The following is a 17,389-nucleotide window of genomic DNA, read 5'->3' as shown; positions in this document are numbered from 1 at the left end:
ATGCTTCGACTGTCCTTACCCCTCCTCGCGACATTACTTGCCGTCGGCACCAGCTCGGTGCCGTTCGTCTCGAGCCAGGCCGAGGAGCTCCCGGCCACCGCCTGGCACGACGGTGCGCTGCGCACCGATCCCGCCGGGCTCGTCTCCCGGTCCGATCTCGTCCAGAAGGGACCGGCCTGGCGTGCCTACCAGGCGATGCCGCTCGGCAACGGCGTGCTCGGCGCGGCGGTGTGGGCCGAGAAGGGCTACACCGCTCAGCTCAACCGCGTCGACACGTTTCCCGAGCTCAAGTCCGCCGGACGTCTGGTCGTCCCCGGCCTGCAACCGCTGATGCGGGCCGCCGACTACACCGGCCGGCTCGCGATGTACGACGGCCAGGTTGTCCAGCACGGCGGCGGTATGTCGGCCCGGTCCTACGTCCGCGCGGACGCCGACCAGTTCGTCCTCGAGGTGACCGGCGCCGATCCCGGCACGACGCAGACCGCGGACCTCAAGCTGTGGGAGGGCCGGACGCCGACCGCCGCGGCGACCGGCGCGGTCGCCGCGCTGGCGGAGACCTTCCGGGACGCCGCCTCGGGCAGTCTCACCGGAGCCGTCGCCGCGATGACGGCTCGCGCGCGGGACGTGTCGGCCTCGGTGATCGACCCCCTGACCGTCCGGATCACGTTCCGGCCCAACGCCGACGGGTCGTTCCGGCTGGTTGTCGGCGTACCGTCGTACCAGGGTGGTGACGTCGCGAAGGCCGCGCGCCGGGCCGTGGCCGAGTCGCGCAGCGAGCACCTCGACTGGTGGCACGCGTTCTGGGCGAAGGCCGCCCCGCTGCGGATCACGTCGGCCGACGGCACCGGTGAGTACGTCGAGACCCTGCGGACGTTGCAGCTCTACACGATGGCCGCGTCGATGCGGTCACCGGTGCCCAGTACGCACGGCGGCGTCGTCCGGATGTTCTCGTCGGCGAAGGACCAGGCCGACTGGGCGCAGGACTCGTACTGGCACTTCAACTTGCGGATGCTGATCTCGTCCAACCTGGGGGCCGGGATCGGCGAGTTCAACGCGCCGTACTTCCGGTTCTACCTCGACCGTGCCGAGCTGATGAAGAAGTGGACGCACGATCACTGGATCGGCGCACAGGGGACGTGCTTGCCGGAGTTCCTGCGGTACGACGGTACTGGCGACGGCTGCGACAACATGTCCGAACCGGGCTGGGTCAAGCGCATCCTGAGCAGCGGCCCGGAGTTGGTGAACAACATCTGGTGGCAGTACCGCTACACCGGCGACCGCGCACTGCTGGACCGCGCCTATCCGCTGATCCGCGACATCGCGGAGTTCCACCTGACCGCGCTGACGCCTGGTGAGGACGGCTACCTGCACCTCGAGCACGTGAACGCGCTCGAGGTCCAGTGGGACACCGACGACCCGGCGCCGGACCTGGCGGCGATGCGGGTGATCTTCCCGATCGTCGCGGATCTCGCGGCTGCCCGTGGAGACTCTGAGCTCGCTGCTCGGCTGCGGACAGCCGTCGGCAAGCTACCGCCGTTCCGGACCGTGCAGCGTGGCGGCGAGGAGGTGATCGCATGGTCCGGTACCGACGAGGAGGCGCACAACACGCAGAACCCGGAGATGGAGGTGCTCTGGCCGTGGGGGCTGTTCGACGAGTCGTCCGAGTTGATGCAGGCGACGTACCGCCAGCGGGTCTACCCGCAGGACAAGGACTGGGGCATGGACACCACGTGGGCGGCCCGGCTCGGGCTGGCCGACGAGGTGAAGCGGCTGCTGCTGAAGGGCATCGAGGACTTCCAGATCTTCCCGAACGGCTTCACCGTGCACCGGACCGGGCGCGAACCCGTTCGGCAGCAGAGCTTCTACAACGAGTGGGGCGGTGTGCTGACCACCGGTCTGCAGGAAGCACTGGTCCAGTCGTACGACGATGTCGTGGACGTCGCGCCGGCGTGGCCGCGCGAGTGGGACGTCGCCGGGTCCGTCGAGATCGAGGGTGGGCACCGGATCAGCACCGAGGTGCGGGACGGTGTGGTCAGCCTGGTCGGGATCGAGGCAGGGTCGCGTGAGTCTCTGCAGGTCCGGAACCCGTGGGCGGGACAGGAGGTGCGTGTGGTCGACTCCCGCGGCCGGACGCTCGTCGGACCGAGCACTGATGAGGTGATCACCGTGCCCGTGCTCGCCAACCACTCCTATGTGGTCGAACGGGTCGCCGTTCCGCTTTCGTCGTTCGAGCATGTGCCGCTGACCGGGCAGGCGGCGACGGAGGTGAAGACGGTCGGCTCGCGGATGCTCGGCGTACCGGCGAGTGAGCCGCCGGTGCTGAGCGACCTGGTCACGGTGCGGACGCCTGACAAGCTGTCGAACCTGGTGAAAGCACAGCCGGGTGCGGAGATCTACGTCGACCGCAGCTACACGATCACCGACCTGCCCGCGTCGCTGACGGGCGAGGCGATGGTCCCCGGCTCCAACGACGACTCCAAACGCACCGGGCCGGCCGACTACATCACCCTCGACCTGACCGCCCCGGCCACCGTGTACGTCGCCTTCGACCCGCGAGGCGAGAACGACTGGTGGCCGACCTGGCTGAACGACTACACCCGCACAGGCGAGACCGTAGGCACCACAGACCAACGTCTGCTCCTCTTCGCACGAGACGTCCCCGCCGGCCAACTCGCCCTCGGCGCCAACTCAGCCGTGGAAGGCAAAGGCAACTCCAGCTACATCACCTTCATCACCCCGCGGTAGGACATGTTCAACCACGAGCCTGACGACTACGACTGCCCGTTCTGCCGATTGATCGGCGGCGGTGAGGACGACCTGACCAAACAACAGGACATCGTCCTCCGCACCGACCGTGCACTGGCATTCGTAGCCTCACGCTGGTGGCCGAACAACCGCGGGCACGTGCTCGTCGTCCCGACTGCACACCACGAGAACCTGTACGACCTGCCGCCGTCCTACGGGCACGCGGTGCACGACGTAGTACGCGACGTCGCGGTGGCGATCCGGCACACCTACGGCTGTGCCGGAATCTCCACCCGCCAGCTGCGGGAGTACTTCACGTTGGCTCGGCGATGATGATTTGAGGGTGTTGGCCGGCGACTGTGAGGTTGTGGGTGTCGAGGATTCGCCAGGTGGGGTTGGTGATCATCGTTTCGGCCTGGTGCTGGTTGAGGATCGTGACCACACGGCCGGCGTGGGTCCGGTGCCATTGGTTCAGGTACGGTGTGAGGTCACCGATGGCCACGCGGACACCCCAGGGCGGATTGGTGACGATGCGGTCGACGCGCACGGGCAGGTGGCGGGCGTCGCCGGTTCGCCAGTGGATGTGACCGCGCGTCCCGGTGTTGGCGCGGGCGGCGGCAACCGCCTCCGGGGAGCGGTCGATGCCGACGTACGTCGCGTCCGGCGAGATCGCGTCGGCCTCGAGCAACAGGGTGCCGGCCCCGCAGAACGGATCCAGCACCCGATCGCCGGGTGCGATCTCGGCAAGCCGTGCCATCGCAGCGGCGACCGGTGGGTGCAGACTCCCGGCCACCGTCCGGCGGCGCCACTCCCGGCGATGCAGCGGTACGTCGAAGGGCCGCACGCCGACCCACATCGCCGTACCGTCGAGCACCACCCGCCAATCGACCCGGTCGGCCGGCGGACGCGTGCCATCACGCCGGGAGTGATAGTCCGACCTGGACAGCTCACCCAGGACACCACCGACGAGATCCTCGATGTCGAACCGGTTGTAGTTCCGCGGTCCCTGGAACGACGCGCTGACAGCGAAGTCACCAGCGACCGGGCACACCAGCCCACGGACACCCACGACCGCCGCGACGAGCCCGGCCCGCGTCCGCCCCGGATCGGGAACGACTGCCTGGACGACGAAGAGGTCGTCGGCCAGGCGAGGTGGTTCGGTGATGAGCGTGGCGGCGGCCGGTTCGACGACGAGTTGACGTTTGGACAGGCCGATCACGCGATGACGGGCCGCGGTGAGCTCGGCGGCGGTCAGGCGTTCCAGGCCGGTGACGGTTCGCACCAGCACCAGCGGCTGCTCGCCGAGCCGCATCGCCCGGTCGATCGACTGCGCCGCGCCGTGGCGCGCAGAGGGCATGACAGTTTCTCCCGGTCAGCGGTCGGGAGCAGCCATCCGGTCCGCTCCCGCATCGCCGGCCGCGGGCAGAGCCTCGAACTGGCCAGCGGGAAGCTAGCCCAGTCGGAAGAACGTGTACATGGCGCCGATCATGGCACAGTGCCCGGACCCTGCCCACCGAATTCCCGGAAGGTCAGCGTGAAGGTGCGCTCGGCAACTTCCAGCGTGTGGTCTGCGGTCGCGGCCGGCCCGCAGGACGCGCTGCCCAGACCGTGCTGCGCCAGATCCAGGTTGAGGTGCACCCGGTCACCGGGGACGAGATCGCTCCGGTGCCGTGCGCGCTCCAGCTCTTCGGTCGTCCACCGCCGGGCCGTCAGCTGGAAGTACGGTGCTCCCTCGACCCGCAACCCGTTGCCCTCAGCATCTGTCAGCTCGGCCCAGCGGACGTCGATCCGCGAGCCGTTCTCCTGCGGTACGACGTACGGCGTCTGCAGCTCGTCGACCGTGCACGCGTACCGTCCGACCCGGGCGGCCTCGCGGCTGTCGGCGTACGCCTCCCCGGGACCGCCACCGAACCACCGCACGTTCTGGACGGCGGCGGGCACCGCCATCCGCACTCCGAGACGCGGCCAACTCCCACACCGGGGGGTGATCGCCGTTCCCTGCCACTCCCCCTCGGGCACCACGTGTACGGTCAACCGCAACCCGTCCGCCACCGCGCGCCACGTGTAGGTGACCGCGACCGCCGAGCCGAGCCCGTCGGGTGCGACTCGGCTTCGTACCACCAGCTCCTGGCCGGCTTCGACCGCGTCCACGCGGTGCTTCAGCCGATCCAGCCCGGCGGCTCGCCACTCGACCGTCGCGGAGTTCTTCCCGCCCTGCCCGTTGTCGTTGTCCGTAGGCGCCCGCCACAGATCCAGCCGGGGCCAGTCCACAGGCATGCCGAACAACCGACGCAGCCGTCCGGTCCGCACGTCGAACTCGCCGCCACCCACCTCCAGCAGGTCGCCGCGAGACACCACCGCACCAGGCACAGCGGACTGTTCCGGCGATGCCGCAGCAACCAGTTGGAACTGCGCCCAGGCGACCTCGTGCCCGGCAGCCGCCCACGGCTGGTCCTTCGCCAACACCGCGCGAACCGTCAACCACCGCTCACCGACCGAACCCGCCAGGCGATCGGCGGAGCCCGCCGGGACGCTCGCGGCTTTTGCCTCGACCGGTGCGACCACTTCCACCCCGACGCCGGCCTCGACCGTGGGCACCTCCAGCCGCCCGGATCGCACCTCCACCCCGTCGAGCTCCTCCACCCACAGGAACTCCAGGTGGTCCAGCGTCCCGAAGGTCTGCAGATTGTGGACAACGAGACAATCGGACCAGGTGATCCGGACGGGCTCGATCACCTTCTTCAACTCGAGCAGCCCCGGCGACGGCGTCCGGTCCGGGAACAACAACCCGTCGATGCAGAAGTTCGCCCCGTGCACCCGCTCGCCGAAGTGCCCGCCGTACACGTAGTCCGTTACACCGGGCAACAGCAGGCCGTGGTCGATCCACTCCCAGACGAACCCGCCTTGCAGCCGCGGATACCGTTCCAGCACGCGCTGGTAGTCCGCGAGCCCGCCAGGACCGTTTCCCATCGCGTGCGCGTACTCCGCGAGCACGAACGGCAACGCCCGCCGACGCGCCTCCAGGGCGGGATCGTCGACGGTCACCTCCTCCGTGCGTGTCCCGATCCGTTCCAGCTCGTCCAGCGGCGTGTACATCAGGCTGTAGAAGTCGGAGAACTCGTAGCTCCGGTCCCGCTCGTAGAACAGCGCCCGGCCCGGATCACGTTCCCGCGTCCACGCGGCCAGCGTGCCGAAGTTGCGCCCGCGGTCGCTCTCGTTCGCCAGCGACCAGATGATCACGCTCGGATGGTTCTTGTCGCGCTCGACCATCCGGCGCATCCGGTCCAGCATCATCGGCGCCCAGTCCGGGTCGTCGGCCGGGTTCCCGCGCCAGTCGGTGTAGATGAACCCGTGCGTCTCGATGTCGCACTCGTCGATCACCCACAACCCGAGCTCGTCACACAGGTCGAGGAACGCAGGATGCGGCGGGTAGTGCGCGGTCCGGACCGCGTTGACGTTGTGCTGCTTCATCAGCGCCAGGTCCTGCCGCATGGCCTCGACACTGACGGCTCGGCCGCGAAGCGGATCGTGCTCGTGCCGGTTCACGCCCCGGAAGAACAGCGGCCGCCCGTTGACGGTCAGCAGCCCGTCGGCCATCGCGACCGTACGGAATCCGATCCGTACGTCGACCGTCTCCCCGCCGGCCACCACCTGGGCGTCGTACAACCGCGGTACTTCGGCCGACCACGGCTCGACCCGCGGAATGTCAACGGTCTCCCCCGGCGCGAACTCCAGCCCGAGCTCAGGTACGACGATGCGCGCGGACGACGGCTCGACCGCGACCCGCAACGTCCCGCCGCCGGTCAGATGGTCATAGTCCGCGTGCACGAACACGTCCTCGACCACCGGCCGGGCCAGCAACGTCACGTCCCGGAAGATCCCCGGCAACCACCACATGTCCTGGTCCTCGAGGTAACTTCCCGACGACCACTGGTGCACTCTGACCGCGAGTACGTTCCGTCCGGGCCGCAGCACCGCGCCGACGTCGAACTCACTCGGCAGCCGGCTGCCCTTCGCCGTCCCGATCTCGACCCCGTTCACCCACACCTTGAAGCACGACTCGACCCCTTCGAACCGCAGGACCGCGCCGTCGCGCGGCCAGTCGTCCGGCAGGTCGAACCACCGCCGGTGATCCCCGGTCGGGTTGGCGGCCGGCGTCCGCGGCGGGTCGATCGGGAACGGGAAGGCGGTGTTCGTGTACCGCGGCCGGTCGTACCCTTGCAGCACCCAGTGCCCCGGCACCTCGAGCTCGTCCCAGCCGTCCTCGTCGTCCGCGATCGGACCGGTCGGCGGCTCGGGCCAGAACCGGAACTGCCACCGCCCGTTGAGATCGAGCTTCGGGTTCGACGACCGCAGCCACGCCCGCGACGCGCGCATCCCGGTCCCCGGCAGCAGGTCCTCGACGTACGACGTCATGCCCGCTCCTCCCTCACCACGCGCACGTCACGCGGACCGAGCTCGAGCCTGCGGTCCGCGACACACGCTGACACCGGCGAACCGGACCAGTTGTGCACGAACCACAACCGCTCGCCCGCCGGATTCACCGCCGACAATGCCGTCACCGACTCCGGCAGCCCGTTCCAGATTGGACTGCCGACCCGGCTGTAGACAGCGCGAGCCAGCGAGGCATCAGGAACGGTGGCGACCACAGTCACTCGCCCGTCGCCGAAGGCCTTGGTCGTGACCACCGGACGACTCCCGCCACCGGGATGCTCGAACGACGCCAGCACCTCGGCATCGTCGACGATGAGGCGCTCGGCCCACCGGGTCGCGTGCCCGTCCAGCCCGGTCACGGGCTGCGGGTCGAGCAGGTTCTCGTACTCGAGGTAATGAACGCCGGCCGCTGAACGCAACCGACCCGGCGCGACCTCGGCCCGCGCTCTCGCCTCCGGATCGGCGTACCCGGTCCGCGGCCCGATCACGAGGTGACCACCGGCCTGCGCATAGCCCACCAGCAGTTCGAGCACGGCGTCGGACGCGATGTACAACGCGGGCACCACCAGCGCCGGATACCGCGACAGCAGCGCGGCGGGATCGTTCCCGAGATGCTCGACCGGCACCACTCCCGGTCGCAGGCCCGCATCGAGCACGCCGGTGTGGAACGCGGTCACGATCGTCCGGTACGACGACTTGTCCGGCACACCGCCCGGATGCGCCAGCGGCGGCTGGAACTGCAGGGCCCAGTCGCTCTCCGTCGACCACACGATCGCCACGTCGACGTCCGGCCGCAGGTCGGTCACCGACGCTCCGGCCTCGGCGAACTCCGCGCCGATCGCCGCGATCTCGTCGTACACGCGACCGGGCTCGAGGCCGTGGCCGAGGATGCCGCCCCAGAACGTCTCCGCGCCGTGGTGGATCGAGTGCCAGTGCCAGTACTGCACCATCCGCGCGCCGCGGGACACCATCGCCCAGGCGAGTTGCCGCAGCTGACCGTCGTACGGCGGCTGGTTCAGGTGCGAGCCCCCGATCGAGGTCGCGTTCGTCTCGGTGATCAGGAACGGCTCACCGCGCGAGCCGTAGACGCGGTCCGCCGCGAGGTACAGGTCGGCGACGCCGCGCCCGATCCAGCCGGGTTCGAACCGCGACGGCCGGGGCGGTCGCTGCAGCCCTTCCTGGACGTGGACGTAAAGGTTGCCTGCCGCAACGTCGAGGGTCGCCGACAGTGGTACGTCGGCAACCGCGGCGCGATCGTAGGCCAGACACGTCGTCACGAACTGCTCGGGCCGCCGAAGCTCGCGGACCAGGTCCGCCTGCCAACCGATGAAGTCGGTCGTCCGCTCGGCCTGGAACCGACGCCAGGCCAGGTGGTACGACGGGGTGCTGTTGCCGTCCGGCCTCCACAGCTCGGACCAGTCGCTGAGCCGGTGCGACCAGTACGTAAGTCCCCACGCCTCGTTGAGGGTGCCGACGTCGCCGTACTCCTTGCGCAGTCGCGCAACAAACGCCTGGAACGTGCTTTCGTTGTGCGGCAGCAGCAGACCGGGTTCGTTGTCGACCTGATAGCCGATCACGGCCGGGTGGTCGCGATGGCGCTCGACGATCCGCCGGACCACCCGCTCCGCATGGAACTGGAACGCCGCCTGGTGGTAGTCCACCTCCTGCCGCACACCCCACGGCACCGGCTCCCCGGTACGGCGCTCGGCGGCGATCTCCGGATGTGCTCGCTGCAGCCACGGCGGGACGGCGTACGTCGGTGTCCCCAGGACGACACCGATCCCGCGAGCCGCCGCGCCGTCGAGCACCGGCCGGATCCAATCGAGGTCGAAGACCCCGTCGCGCGGCTCCCACGTCGACCACACCGACTCGCCGGCCCGGATGGCCGTGATCCCCGCCGCGACCATCAGGTCCAGGTCGATCGCGACCCGATCAGGCACGTCACGCGGCAGATACTCGGGATAGTAGGCCGTCCCCAACACAACCCGCGGCGGCAGCATGCGTAGAAGTTAACCGATCAGACGCCTACAGTGCAATCGTTTGCACACGACAATTCGACAAGCGGACGAAGGTTTGGGGGCAAGGTCAGGTGGTGCGGATGCGGGCGCGACGGCGGGCCGGGCCGGTACTCGCGCGGACGACCAGCTCCGGTGCGAGAAGGTCAGGGCCGGGCCAATCGTCACCGGCCAGACGCGCGGTCAGCTGCCGCCAGGCGAGCTCGCCCAACTTCGCGCGTTCGTTGCGGAGCGAGGTCAGCGGAGGGCGCGCGTAGGCGGCGATGGGGATGTCGTCGTACGAGGCGACGGACAGCTCGGCCGGGACGTCGACGTCGTTGTCGAGCAGCCAGCTGAGCAGGCCGACCCCGACGAGGTCGTTGAAGGTGATCACGGCGGTCGCGCGACTGCGCAGTACGGTCGGCCCTGCGTCGTAGCCGTGGTGCCCGGCCCAGCCGCCCTCGATCTCGTCCAGGGTGACGTCGAGGGAGCGCGCCGTACGACGCAACGTCCGCCGGCGCTCGCCGTCCGACCAGGAGGTCGCCGGACCGCCGACGTACAGGACCCGCCGATGGCCCAGACCGGTGAGGTGCTCGAGCAGGAGCCGGCTCGCCGCGCGGTAGTCGATCGCGACGACGCCCGCGTTCTTCACCGTGCGGTTGATGCACACGACCGGAACCGGCAGCGCGAGTGCCTTCTCCAGGCCGGCCCGGGTCAGCCGGGAGCTGCACAGCACCAGCGCGCCGGAGTGGTCCACAAGCTCCTCGACGAGTCGCAGCTCCTCCGCCGGGTCCTCGCCGCTCTCCCCGATCAGCAGCCGGTAGCCGCCGGCCCGGGCAGCGGCCGCGAGACCCTTCAGCACCTCGGAGAAAAACGGGTTCGTCAGATCCGGGACGGTCACCCCGACCGTCAGCGGCCGGCCCAGCTTGAACTCCTGCGCCCGTCTGTCCGCGCGGTAGCCCAGCTCCCCGGCGACCGCGCGTACATGCGCGACCACCTCGGGTGAGATCAGGTCGGAACCGTTCAGCGCCCGGGACACGGTCGACACCGACGTGCCCGCCTCGCGCGCCACGTCGATCAGCCGAACCCGCTCCGCCACGCTCACCTCTCGCCTTCTCCACGGGCCGGGGCGCCGTCACCCCACCCGACTGTCTCCGATCCACACGTTCCGGATCGTCACATCGTCGGCGTACTGTACGACAGCTTCCGCCGCGACCTGGTCGAACCGGCTGTTGGTGACCGCGACGGAACGAATCCGCCGAGTCTCCGCTCCCACCATCCGGTACGCCCGCTCGGCCCGCGCGACCCGGACCCGGTCGAACCGGATGTCCCGCACGTCGGGGAACAGCGTCTGGTTGCCACCACCCTGGTAGCTGAAGGTGATCTCCAAAGGACGATACATCCAGGCCCGGGAGTCGACGTCGTGCACGCTGATGTGGCGGACGTACCCGCCGCGGGTCGAGGTCGACTTCACGCACAGCACCCACTGCATCCAGGCCTCCTCGGCGGCCGGGTCCGGCGGCATGTGCAGGCGCCGGACCCAGACGTCCTGGACCCCGCCGCTCATCTCGCTGCCGATCGCGACCGCGGCGCCGCCGCTGACGAAGGTGCAGTCCTCGACGATGATGCCGCGCGACGGCAGGCCGAGCCGGCGGCCGTCGGCGTCCCGGCCGGACTTGATCGCGATGCAGTCGTCGTGCGTCGTGAAGGTGCAGTCGCGGATCAGGACGTCGGTGCAGGACTCCGGGTTGCAGCCGTCGCCGTTCGGGCCGAGGTTGTCGACGGTGACACCGCGGACGGTGACGTTGCGGCACTCCAGGGGATGGATCGTCCACATCGGCGAGTTGCGCACGGTGACGCCCTCGATCAGCACGTTCGTGCAGCGGAACGGCTGGATGAAGCTCGGCCGCAGGTAGTGCCCCTCGCCGAAGACCCGCTGGTCGAGCGGGACCTGCTCGTTGTTCATCCGCTCGAGCTCGCCCCAGTCGGCGCGCTGGTTCGGCAGGCCGGGATGCCAGCCGTACTGTCCACTGCCGATCCAGTACCACCAGTGCTGGTTGTCGCCGGCGCCGTCGAGCGTACCGGCGCCGGTGATCGCGATGTCGGTCTGCCCCTCGGCACGGATCAGCGGCGAGTAGTTGTAGACCTCGACGGCCTGCCAGCGGGTCCGGACGACCGGCAGGTAGTCGGCCGGGTCCGTGCTGAAGCGCAGCGTCGCCCCCTCCTGCAGATGCAGGTCGACGTTGCTGAGCAGGGTGATCGCGCCGGTGTGCCAGACGCCGGGCGGTACGACGACATGGCCGCCGCCGGACTGGTGACAGGCAAGGACGGCACGGTTGACACCGGCGGTCGCGCGCTCCGGCGTGGCGCCGTAGGCGGTGATGGGGAACCAGGCGTCGCGGAACCCCGGCGGGCGGATCCTGGATCGCACCGACCACTCCCGGTCGTCGGCGGCGGCCGCGGACAGGGGCGAACCGATGCCTGCGGCAACGACCCCGCCGAGGCCCAGTCCGAGAATGTGACGGCGGGTGGGATGCATGGGCGGGCACCTTCCGTTCGGGTGATCGGGGTAAACCTTTGCACGCAAGTATCCAAGAGATCCCGGCCCAGTCAAGACTTGGTCGCGCCGAGCCGTTGACACCTCGCCCACCGCCGGGCACGATCGATTGCAATCGTTTGCATCCGGTTGTCAGGATCCGCCCCGTGGAGGCCGTATGTCCGAGCAGCTCCGTCGACGCACCGTGCTCCTCACCGCAGGAGCGTTCGCCACCGGCGCTGTCCTAGGCGGCGGCACCGCCCCGGCCGCCGCCTCGACCGGACCGGCCTCCACCGCGGCGCCGGCACCGTTGCCTGACGAGGCCGCCGCGGACGCGCAGATCGCCCGGATCCTCGACCGGATCAAGCCGCCGCAGTTCCCCGACCGCTGGTTCGATATCACCACTTTCGGCGCGGTCGGCGACGACGCGACCGACTGCACGGCGGCGATCCGGGCCGCGATCGAGGCGTGTCACCGGTCCGGCGGCGGCCACGTCGTCGTACCCGCCGGTGACTTCCGCACCGGTGCCGTCCATCTGCTCAGCGACGTCGACCTGCACCTGGAGGCCGGGTCGCGGCTGGCGTTCAGCCAGGACCCGGCGGCGTACCTGCCGGTCGTGCCGACGCGGTACGAAGGCACGGAGTGCTACAACTACTCCCCCTTCGTCTACGCCTACCGCCAGCGCAACATCGCGGTCACCGGATCCGGCGTGCTCGACGGCCGTGCGGACGAGACGCACTGGTGGGACTGGACCGGCGGCCCGCCGCCGAACGAAGGCCCCGACAAGACGCTGCTGCTCGCGATGGCCGAGGACGGCGTGCCGGTCGAGGAGCGGGTGTTCGGCGAGGGCCACCACCTCCGGCCGAACCTGCTGCAGTTCAACCGCTGCCAGAACATCCTCCTCGAGGACATCACCGTCAAGGACTCGCCGATGTGGAACCTCCACCCGGTGCTGTGCCGCAACGTCACCGTCCGCGGCGTGACCGTCGACAGCCCGCACGGGCCGAACAACGACGGCATCGACCCGGAGTCCTGCACCGACGTGCTGATCGAGCGCTGCACGATCTCCACCGGCGACGACTGCATCGCGTTCAAGGCCGGCAAGGACGCCGACGGCCGCCGGGTGAACGTGCCCACCCGGTACGCCGTCGTCCGCGACTGCGAGATGGCCGACGGCAACGGCGGGGTCACCGCCGGCAGCGAGACCACCGGTGGCGTGATGGACATCTTCGTCCGGGACTGCCGGATGAGCAGCCCGCGGCTGGAACGCGCGATCCGGATCAAGAGCAACCCGAACCGCGGCGGCACGATCGCGAACATCGACGTACGGCGGGTGACCGTCGGGCGGGCCGCGGACGCGGTGATCGAGATCGTGCTGAACTACGCGAACGTGATCACCGGCGACTACCCGCCGGACGTGCACGGCATCACCATCACCCACCTGACCGCGGCCTCCGCGCCGCGGGCCCTGAACCTGCTCGGCCTGGCCGACGACGCGCTCCGCGGCATCCGGCTGCACGCCTGCCGGTTCGACGGCATGGAGGAGGCGAACTCGATCCAGTACGTCGAGGACCTCCGTCTCGAGCAGGTCTGGATCAACGGCGCCCGGGTCGACAACTAGCTCAAGGAGACGTGGTGCACGAACCCTTCACCCGCAAGAACTTCCTCCGGCTCACCGCCGGCGCTGCCCTCGCGCCGGCGGCTGGTGCCGCTCTCGGCGCCGTCCCGGCAGCCGCGGCCGACGGTCCTTCCGGGCCTGGCTGGGGCCAGGTCGGCGACATCCTGCGCAGGACCCAGCCGCCGCACTTCCCGGCCCGCGATTTCCCGATCACCCGGTACGGCGCGATCGCCGACGGGGGCACCGATGCGACCGCCGCCATCCGCACGGCGATCGAAGCCTGCCACCGAGCAGGTGGCGGCCGGGTCGTCGTACCGGCCGGCACGTTCCTCACCGGCGCGATCCACCTGAGGTCCAACGTCAACCTGCACGTGTCCGAGGGCGCGACGCTGCTGTTCAGCGCCGACCCGGCGCAGTACCTGCCGGTCGTCCTGACCCGCTTCGAGGGCGTCGAGTGCATGAACTACTCGCCACTCATCTACGCCCGCGACTGCGAGAACATCGCCGTCACCGGCACCGGCACGCTGGACGGTCAGGCGACCTGGGAGACCTGGTGGTCGTGGGTCGGCCCGTCCAGCAACGACGCGAAGGCCCTGCATGCCATGGCCGAGGACGGCGTACCGGTCGAGGACCGGGTCTTCGGCACCGGCCACTTCCTGCGGGCCGCGTTCATCGAGACCTACTCCTGCCGCAACGTGTTGATCGACGGCGTGAAGATCGTCCGGTCGCCGTTCTGGGAGATCCACCCGGTGCGGTCGCGCAACATCACCGTCCGCGGAGTGCACATCGACAGCCGCGGCCCGAACAACGACGGTATCGACCCCGAGTGTTCGCAGTACGTCGTGATCCGCGGCTGCACGTTCGACTGCGGCGACGACTGCATCGCGATCAAGTCCGGTCGCGGCACCGACGGGCTGCGGGTGAACGTCCCGTCGGAGAACATCCTGATCGAGGACTGCACGATGAACGTCCGGTACGGCGCGATCACCATCGGCAGCGAGATGACCGGTGGGGTGCGCAACGTCTTCGTCCGCAACTGCACGATCGGCAGCCCGAACCTGTACTTCGGCCTGTACATCAAGACGAACTCGGTGCGCGGCGGCTACGCCGAGAACATCTACCTGAACAACCTGCGGATCTCGAACCTCACCAAGGAGGTCGCCTCCTGCGATTTCTACCGCAGCGAGGGCGACATCGGTCCGTTGACTCCGCGGGTGCGCAACGTCGAGCTGCGCAATGTCACCGTCGACCATGCCCGCGGCGCCTTCTTCGCCCAGGGCTATCCACGGTCGCCGATCCAGGACTTCCGCCTGATCGACTGCGACTTCACCGTCGACCGGGCCAGCACGATCCGCGACGTCGACCTGTCGTTCCAGAACTTCACGGTCAACGGGCAGTTGATCACCGACCCGGCCCAGCTCCTGTGACCGTCGGCTGGCCGGATGCCGACAGGATCCTCGCGGACGTGCAGGCACCGAGCTTCCCGGACGCCGACTTCCCGATCACGGCGTACGGCGCCGTCGGTGATGGGCGGACGGATGCTTCGAAGGCTGTGCGCGCGGCGATCGAGGCCTGTCATGCGGCCGGCGGCGGGCGGGTGGTGGTGCCGGAGGGGACGTTCCTCACCGGCGCCGTTCACCTGAAGTCGTACGTCAACCTGCACGTGGTCGGCACCTTGCTCTTCAGCACGGACCCGGCCGACTACCTTCCGATCGTCAAGACGCGGTACGAAGGCCTGGAGGTGCTGAACTACTCGCCGTTCGTCTACGCCTACGGCTGCACCGACATCGCGGTCACCGGATCGGGCACGCTCGACGGACAGGCAGGCTGGGACAGCTGGTGGGGATGGTTCCACCAGTGCGACGAGGACTTCACCGACCTGCGGGACCAGAGCGCGTTCGGCGTACCGCTGGCCGAGCGGGTGTACGGACCGGGGCATCACCTGCGGTCGAGTTTCATCCAGCCCTACGAGTGCACGAACGTGCTGATCGAGGCGGTGACGATCGTGCGGTCGCCGTTCTGGCAGGTCCACCCGGTCCTGTGCCGGAACGTGACTGTGCAGGACGTCGTCATCGACAGCCAGGGACCGAACAACGACGGCGTGGACGTCGAGTCCTGCCGGTCGGTGGTGATCCGCGGCTGCACGTTCGACGCCGGCGACGACTGCATCGCGATCAAATCGGGCCGGGAGGCGGACGGGTTGCTGATCAACGTGCCGTCGGAAGACATCCTGATCGAGAACTGCGTGATGCGGGTGAAGTACGGCGCGATCACCCTCGGCTCGGACATGACCGGCGGGGTTCGCAACGTCTTCGTCCGGGATTGCTCGATCGGCGGGCCTGCGCTGTACTTCGGTCTCTACATCAAGACCAACTCGGTCCGCGGCGGGTTCGCGGAGAACGTCTACCTGCGCGACATCACCATCTCCAACCTGCTGAAGGAAGTTGTCCAGTGCAACTTCCACCGCGGCGAGGGCGACACCGGCCCGCTGACGCCGGTCGTCCGCAACGTCGAGCTCCGCGATGTCACCGTCGGCCACGCCCGCAACGCGCTGATGCTCCGCGGCTACCGCCGCTCTACCATCAAGAACTTCCGCCTGGTCGACTGCAGCTTCACCGTCGACCTCCCCAGCACCGTCCAGCACGCCGCCCTCACCTTCGACAACGTCACCGTCAATACCCACCCTATCACCGACGTCCACCAACTCCGCTGACTCCTCACCCCCGCCCTCCCGCCGGTCGGGACCTGGAACACCAAATGGGGACCTAGGACATAGCACGACATGTCCGAGGTCCCCAGATGGTGTCCCCGGTCCCGGGGGGAGATCCGGTCGGAGGGAAGGCTCAGGGAAGATGGGCGCAGTGGGTGTCGAGGTCCCAGAGGATGACCGACAGGGCGTAGGGGCTGATCGTGTGGTCGCCGTGGGTGGCGTCCTCCAGGAGCTCCCAGTGCCCGTCTGTCTCGTTGCTCTCGGCATCGGTGCCGATCAGCGAGATCCGGTGCCGTACGGCGGCCTCGTACGCGCGATGGCCGACGCCGTTGAAGCAGCAGTCGTCGAACCGGTTGAGAATCTGCATCTGCCGGCGGTGCCGCCCGACGGCCCCGAGCGCGTAGATGTCCGGGAAGTCGGCCAGGCCGTAGAACCCGGGCTGCTTGTCCGCGCGCTGCTCCCAGTCCCCGCGGGTCGGGCTCGGCTTCGGCGATCCCGGCCGGACGAAGAACGGCAGTGAGCCCGCGGTCGGGTACGACCGGGTGATCCGCGGATCGAGGGCCGGGTAGATCGTCGTCGCCCAGCCACCGCCGGACAGCCCGATCATCTGCACCGACGACGGCCGGTACGCCGCCTGGACGTGGTTCATCGCCACCGCGAGCGGCTCCAGGAACAGCGCCAGCGGTGAGTACGTCGCCGACTCCCACAGGTTGAGGTCGTTGTGCGACGGCTGCTGCTGCACGGCCGGGTCGACCGGGTCCTGCAGGGTCTTCGGGTTCCAGTGGTAGAACGGCATGGCGAACAGCAGGACGACGTAGCCGTGGTCCAGCAGCCCCTGGGTCACCCGCTGCAACGTGTCCAGCGGTTCACCGTGCCCGTTGTGGTAGAAGGCGACCCGCCGGTGCGTACGCCGCTCCGGCTCCACGACGAACACCGTGGCGACGTACCCGAACGGCATTGCGATCTCGAGCCGGTCGTAGCGCCGTACGCCGGTCAGGGGCGGCAACTCGGCCGGCACACCGACGTCGCGTCGTAGCGTCGGCAGACCGGTCGGCAGCACGCCGGTGTCCTTCCACACCTGGGCGACCAGTTGCGGGCGAAGTGCCTCGGCGTCGGCCGCGGTGTGGATCTTCATCAGGTCCTCGACGTCGACACCGACGACCACGTCCGGCAGCGTCTTGTACGCGGCGCTGTGAGCGGCGGCGACCTCGGCGTTCACCGGAGCGACCGGTCGTGGAGCCGGGTGCGGACGCATGCCGCCCAGTGTGTCAGCGGCGGCCGCCGTGGTGGGCCAGCCGGTCGCAGCCGCCGTGGGCAGTCCGGCGGCGAGCGCACCGAGCACGGTCCTGCGG

Annotated in this window: 11 protein-coding genes; 5 read left to right on the top strand and 6 right to left on the bottom strand. The window is 69.4% G+C overall.

All coding sequences use genetic code 11. The annotated features are described in order from the left end of the window. Both E1218_RS00640 and E1218_RS00635 read left to right on the top strand, forming a co-directional pair. Nucleotides 1–2,745, top strand: a complete 2,745-nt coding sequence (locus E1218_RS00640; RefSeq protein ID WP_132315065.1) for a glycosyl hydrolase family 95 catalytic domain-containing protein — start codon at nucleotides 1–3, stop codon at nucleotides 2,743–2,745. Between the two features lie 3 nt (nucleotides 2,746–2,748). Further along, nucleotides 2,749–3,078 (top strand): HIT family protein, encoded by a 330-nt coding sequence (locus tag E1218_RS00635; RefSeq protein WP_132315063.1) that lies wholly within the window; start codon nucleotides 2,749–2,751, stop codon nucleotides 3,076–3,078. Here the strand turns inward: E1218_RS00635 and E1218_RS00630 are convergent. The 5 genes from E1218_RS00630 to E1218_RS00610 form a co-directional block, all read right to left on the bottom strand. After that, nucleotides 3,059–4,102, bottom strand: a complete 1,044-nt coding sequence (locus tag E1218_RS00630; protein WP_132315061.1) for a TRM11 family SAM-dependent methyltransferase — start codon at nucleotides 4,100–4,102, stop codon at nucleotides 3,059–3,061. The two genes, E1218_RS00635 and E1218_RS00630, sit on opposite strands and share 20 nt — an antisense overlap. A 128-nt stretch (nucleotides 4,103–4,230) precedes the next feature. Continuing rightward, nucleotides 4,231–7,161: a glycoside hydrolase family 2 TIM barrel-domain containing protein gene (locus tag E1218_RS00625; protein ID WP_132315059.1), complete on the bottom strand. Its 2,931-nt coding sequence runs from the start codon at nucleotides 7,159–7,161 to the stop codon at nucleotides 4,231–4,233. Continuing rightward, nucleotides 7,158–9,179, bottom strand: a complete 2,022-nt coding sequence (locus E1218_RS00620) for a beta-galactosidase (RefSeq protein WP_132315057.1) — start codon at nucleotides 9,177–9,179, stop codon at nucleotides 7,158–7,160. Before E1218_RS00620 ends, E1218_RS00625 begins: the two co-directional genes overlap by 4 nt. An 85-nt stretch (nucleotides 9,180–9,264) precedes the next feature. Beyond that, nucleotides 9,265–10,272, bottom strand: coding sequence for a LacI family DNA-binding transcriptional regulator (locus tag E1218_RS00615; protein WP_165949067.1), 1,008 nt, complete (start codon nucleotides 10,270–10,272; stop codon nucleotides 9,265–9,267). A gap of 36 nt (nucleotides 10,273–10,308) precedes the next feature. Continuing rightward, nucleotides 10,309–11,712, bottom strand: a complete 1,404-nt coding sequence (locus E1218_RS00610; protein ID WP_132315053.1) for a glycoside hydrolase family 28 protein — start codon at nucleotides 11,710–11,712, stop codon at nucleotides 10,309–10,311. A 175-nt stretch (nucleotides 11,713–11,887) separates the two neighbouring features. Between E1218_RS00610 and E1218_RS00605 the strand changes: the two genes are divergently transcribed. Genes E1218_RS00605 through E1218_RS00595 form a run of 3 tightly spaced genes read left to right on the top strand, consistent with a single transcriptional unit; the run spans nucleotide 11,888 to nucleotide 16,040 of the window. Continuing rightward, the gene (locus E1218_RS00605; protein WP_132315051.1) at nucleotides 11,888–13,330 is read left to right on the top strand and encodes a glycoside hydrolase family 28 protein; all 1,443 of its coding nucleotides are present in this window, start codon (nucleotides 11,888–11,890) and stop codon (nucleotides 13,328–13,330) included. 14 nt (nucleotides 13,331–13,344) lie between these two features. Beyond that, complete coding sequence (locus tag E1218_RS00600; protein ID WP_132315049.1) at nucleotides 13,345–14,754, top strand: glycoside hydrolase family 28 protein; 1,410 nt, start codon at nucleotides 13,345–13,347, stop codon at nucleotides 14,752–14,754. A 38-nt stretch (nucleotides 14,755–14,792) separates the two neighbouring features. Continuing rightward, on the top strand, nucleotides 14,793–16,040 hold the full coding sequence (locus tag E1218_RS00595) for a glycoside hydrolase family 28 protein (RefSeq protein WP_202865692.1): 1,248 nt from the start codon (nucleotides 14,793–14,795) through the stop codon (nucleotides 16,038–16,040). Nucleotides 16,041–16,170: 130 nt separating this feature from the next. On the opposite strand, the gene E1218_RS35840 is transcribed toward E1218_RS00595, so the two are convergent. Continuing rightward, on the bottom strand, nucleotides 16,171–17,389 hold a 1,219-nt coding region (locus tag E1218_RS35840), incomplete at its 5' end, for a hypothetical protein (protein WP_165949066.1).

Origin of the sequence: Kribbella turkmenica, from assembly GCF_004348725.1 — a bacterium.
Taxonomy (GTDB): Bacteria; Actinomycetota; Actinomycetes; order Propionibacteriales; family Kribbellaceae; genus Kribbella; species Kribbella turkmenica.
This window is presented reverse-complemented; position numbering and strand designations above follow the sequence as displayed.

Excerpts from the sequence above, each read along its gene's own strand:
- E1218_RS00620 (WP_132315057.1), bottom strand. The coding sequence starts at position 9,179 with ATGCTGCCGCCGCGGGTTGTGTTGGGGACGGCCTACTATCCCGAGTAT.
- E1218_RS00610 (WP_132315053.1), bottom strand. The coding sequence starts at position 11,712 with ATGCATCCCACCCGCCGTCACATTCTCGGACTGGGCCTCGGCGGGGTC.
- E1218_RS00640 (WP_132315065.1), top strand. The coding sequence starts at position 1 with ATGCTTCGACTGTCCTTACCCCTCCTCGCGACATTACTTGCCGTCGGC.
- E1218_RS00635 (WP_132315063.1), top strand. The coding sequence starts at position 2,749 with ATGTTCAACCACGAGCCTGACGACTACGACTGCCCGTTCTGCCGATTG.
- E1218_RS00625 (WP_132315059.1), bottom strand. The coding sequence starts at position 7,161 with ATGACGTCGTACGTCGAGGACCTGCTGCCGGGGACCGGGATGCGCGCG.
- E1218_RS00605 (WP_132315051.1), top strand. The coding sequence starts at position 11,888 with ATGTCCGAGCAGCTCCGTCGACGCACCGTGCTCCTCACCGCAGGAGCG.
- E1218_RS00630 (WP_132315061.1), bottom strand. The coding sequence starts at position 4,102 with ATGCCCTCTGCGCGCCACGGCGCGGCGCAGTCGATCGACCGGGCGATG.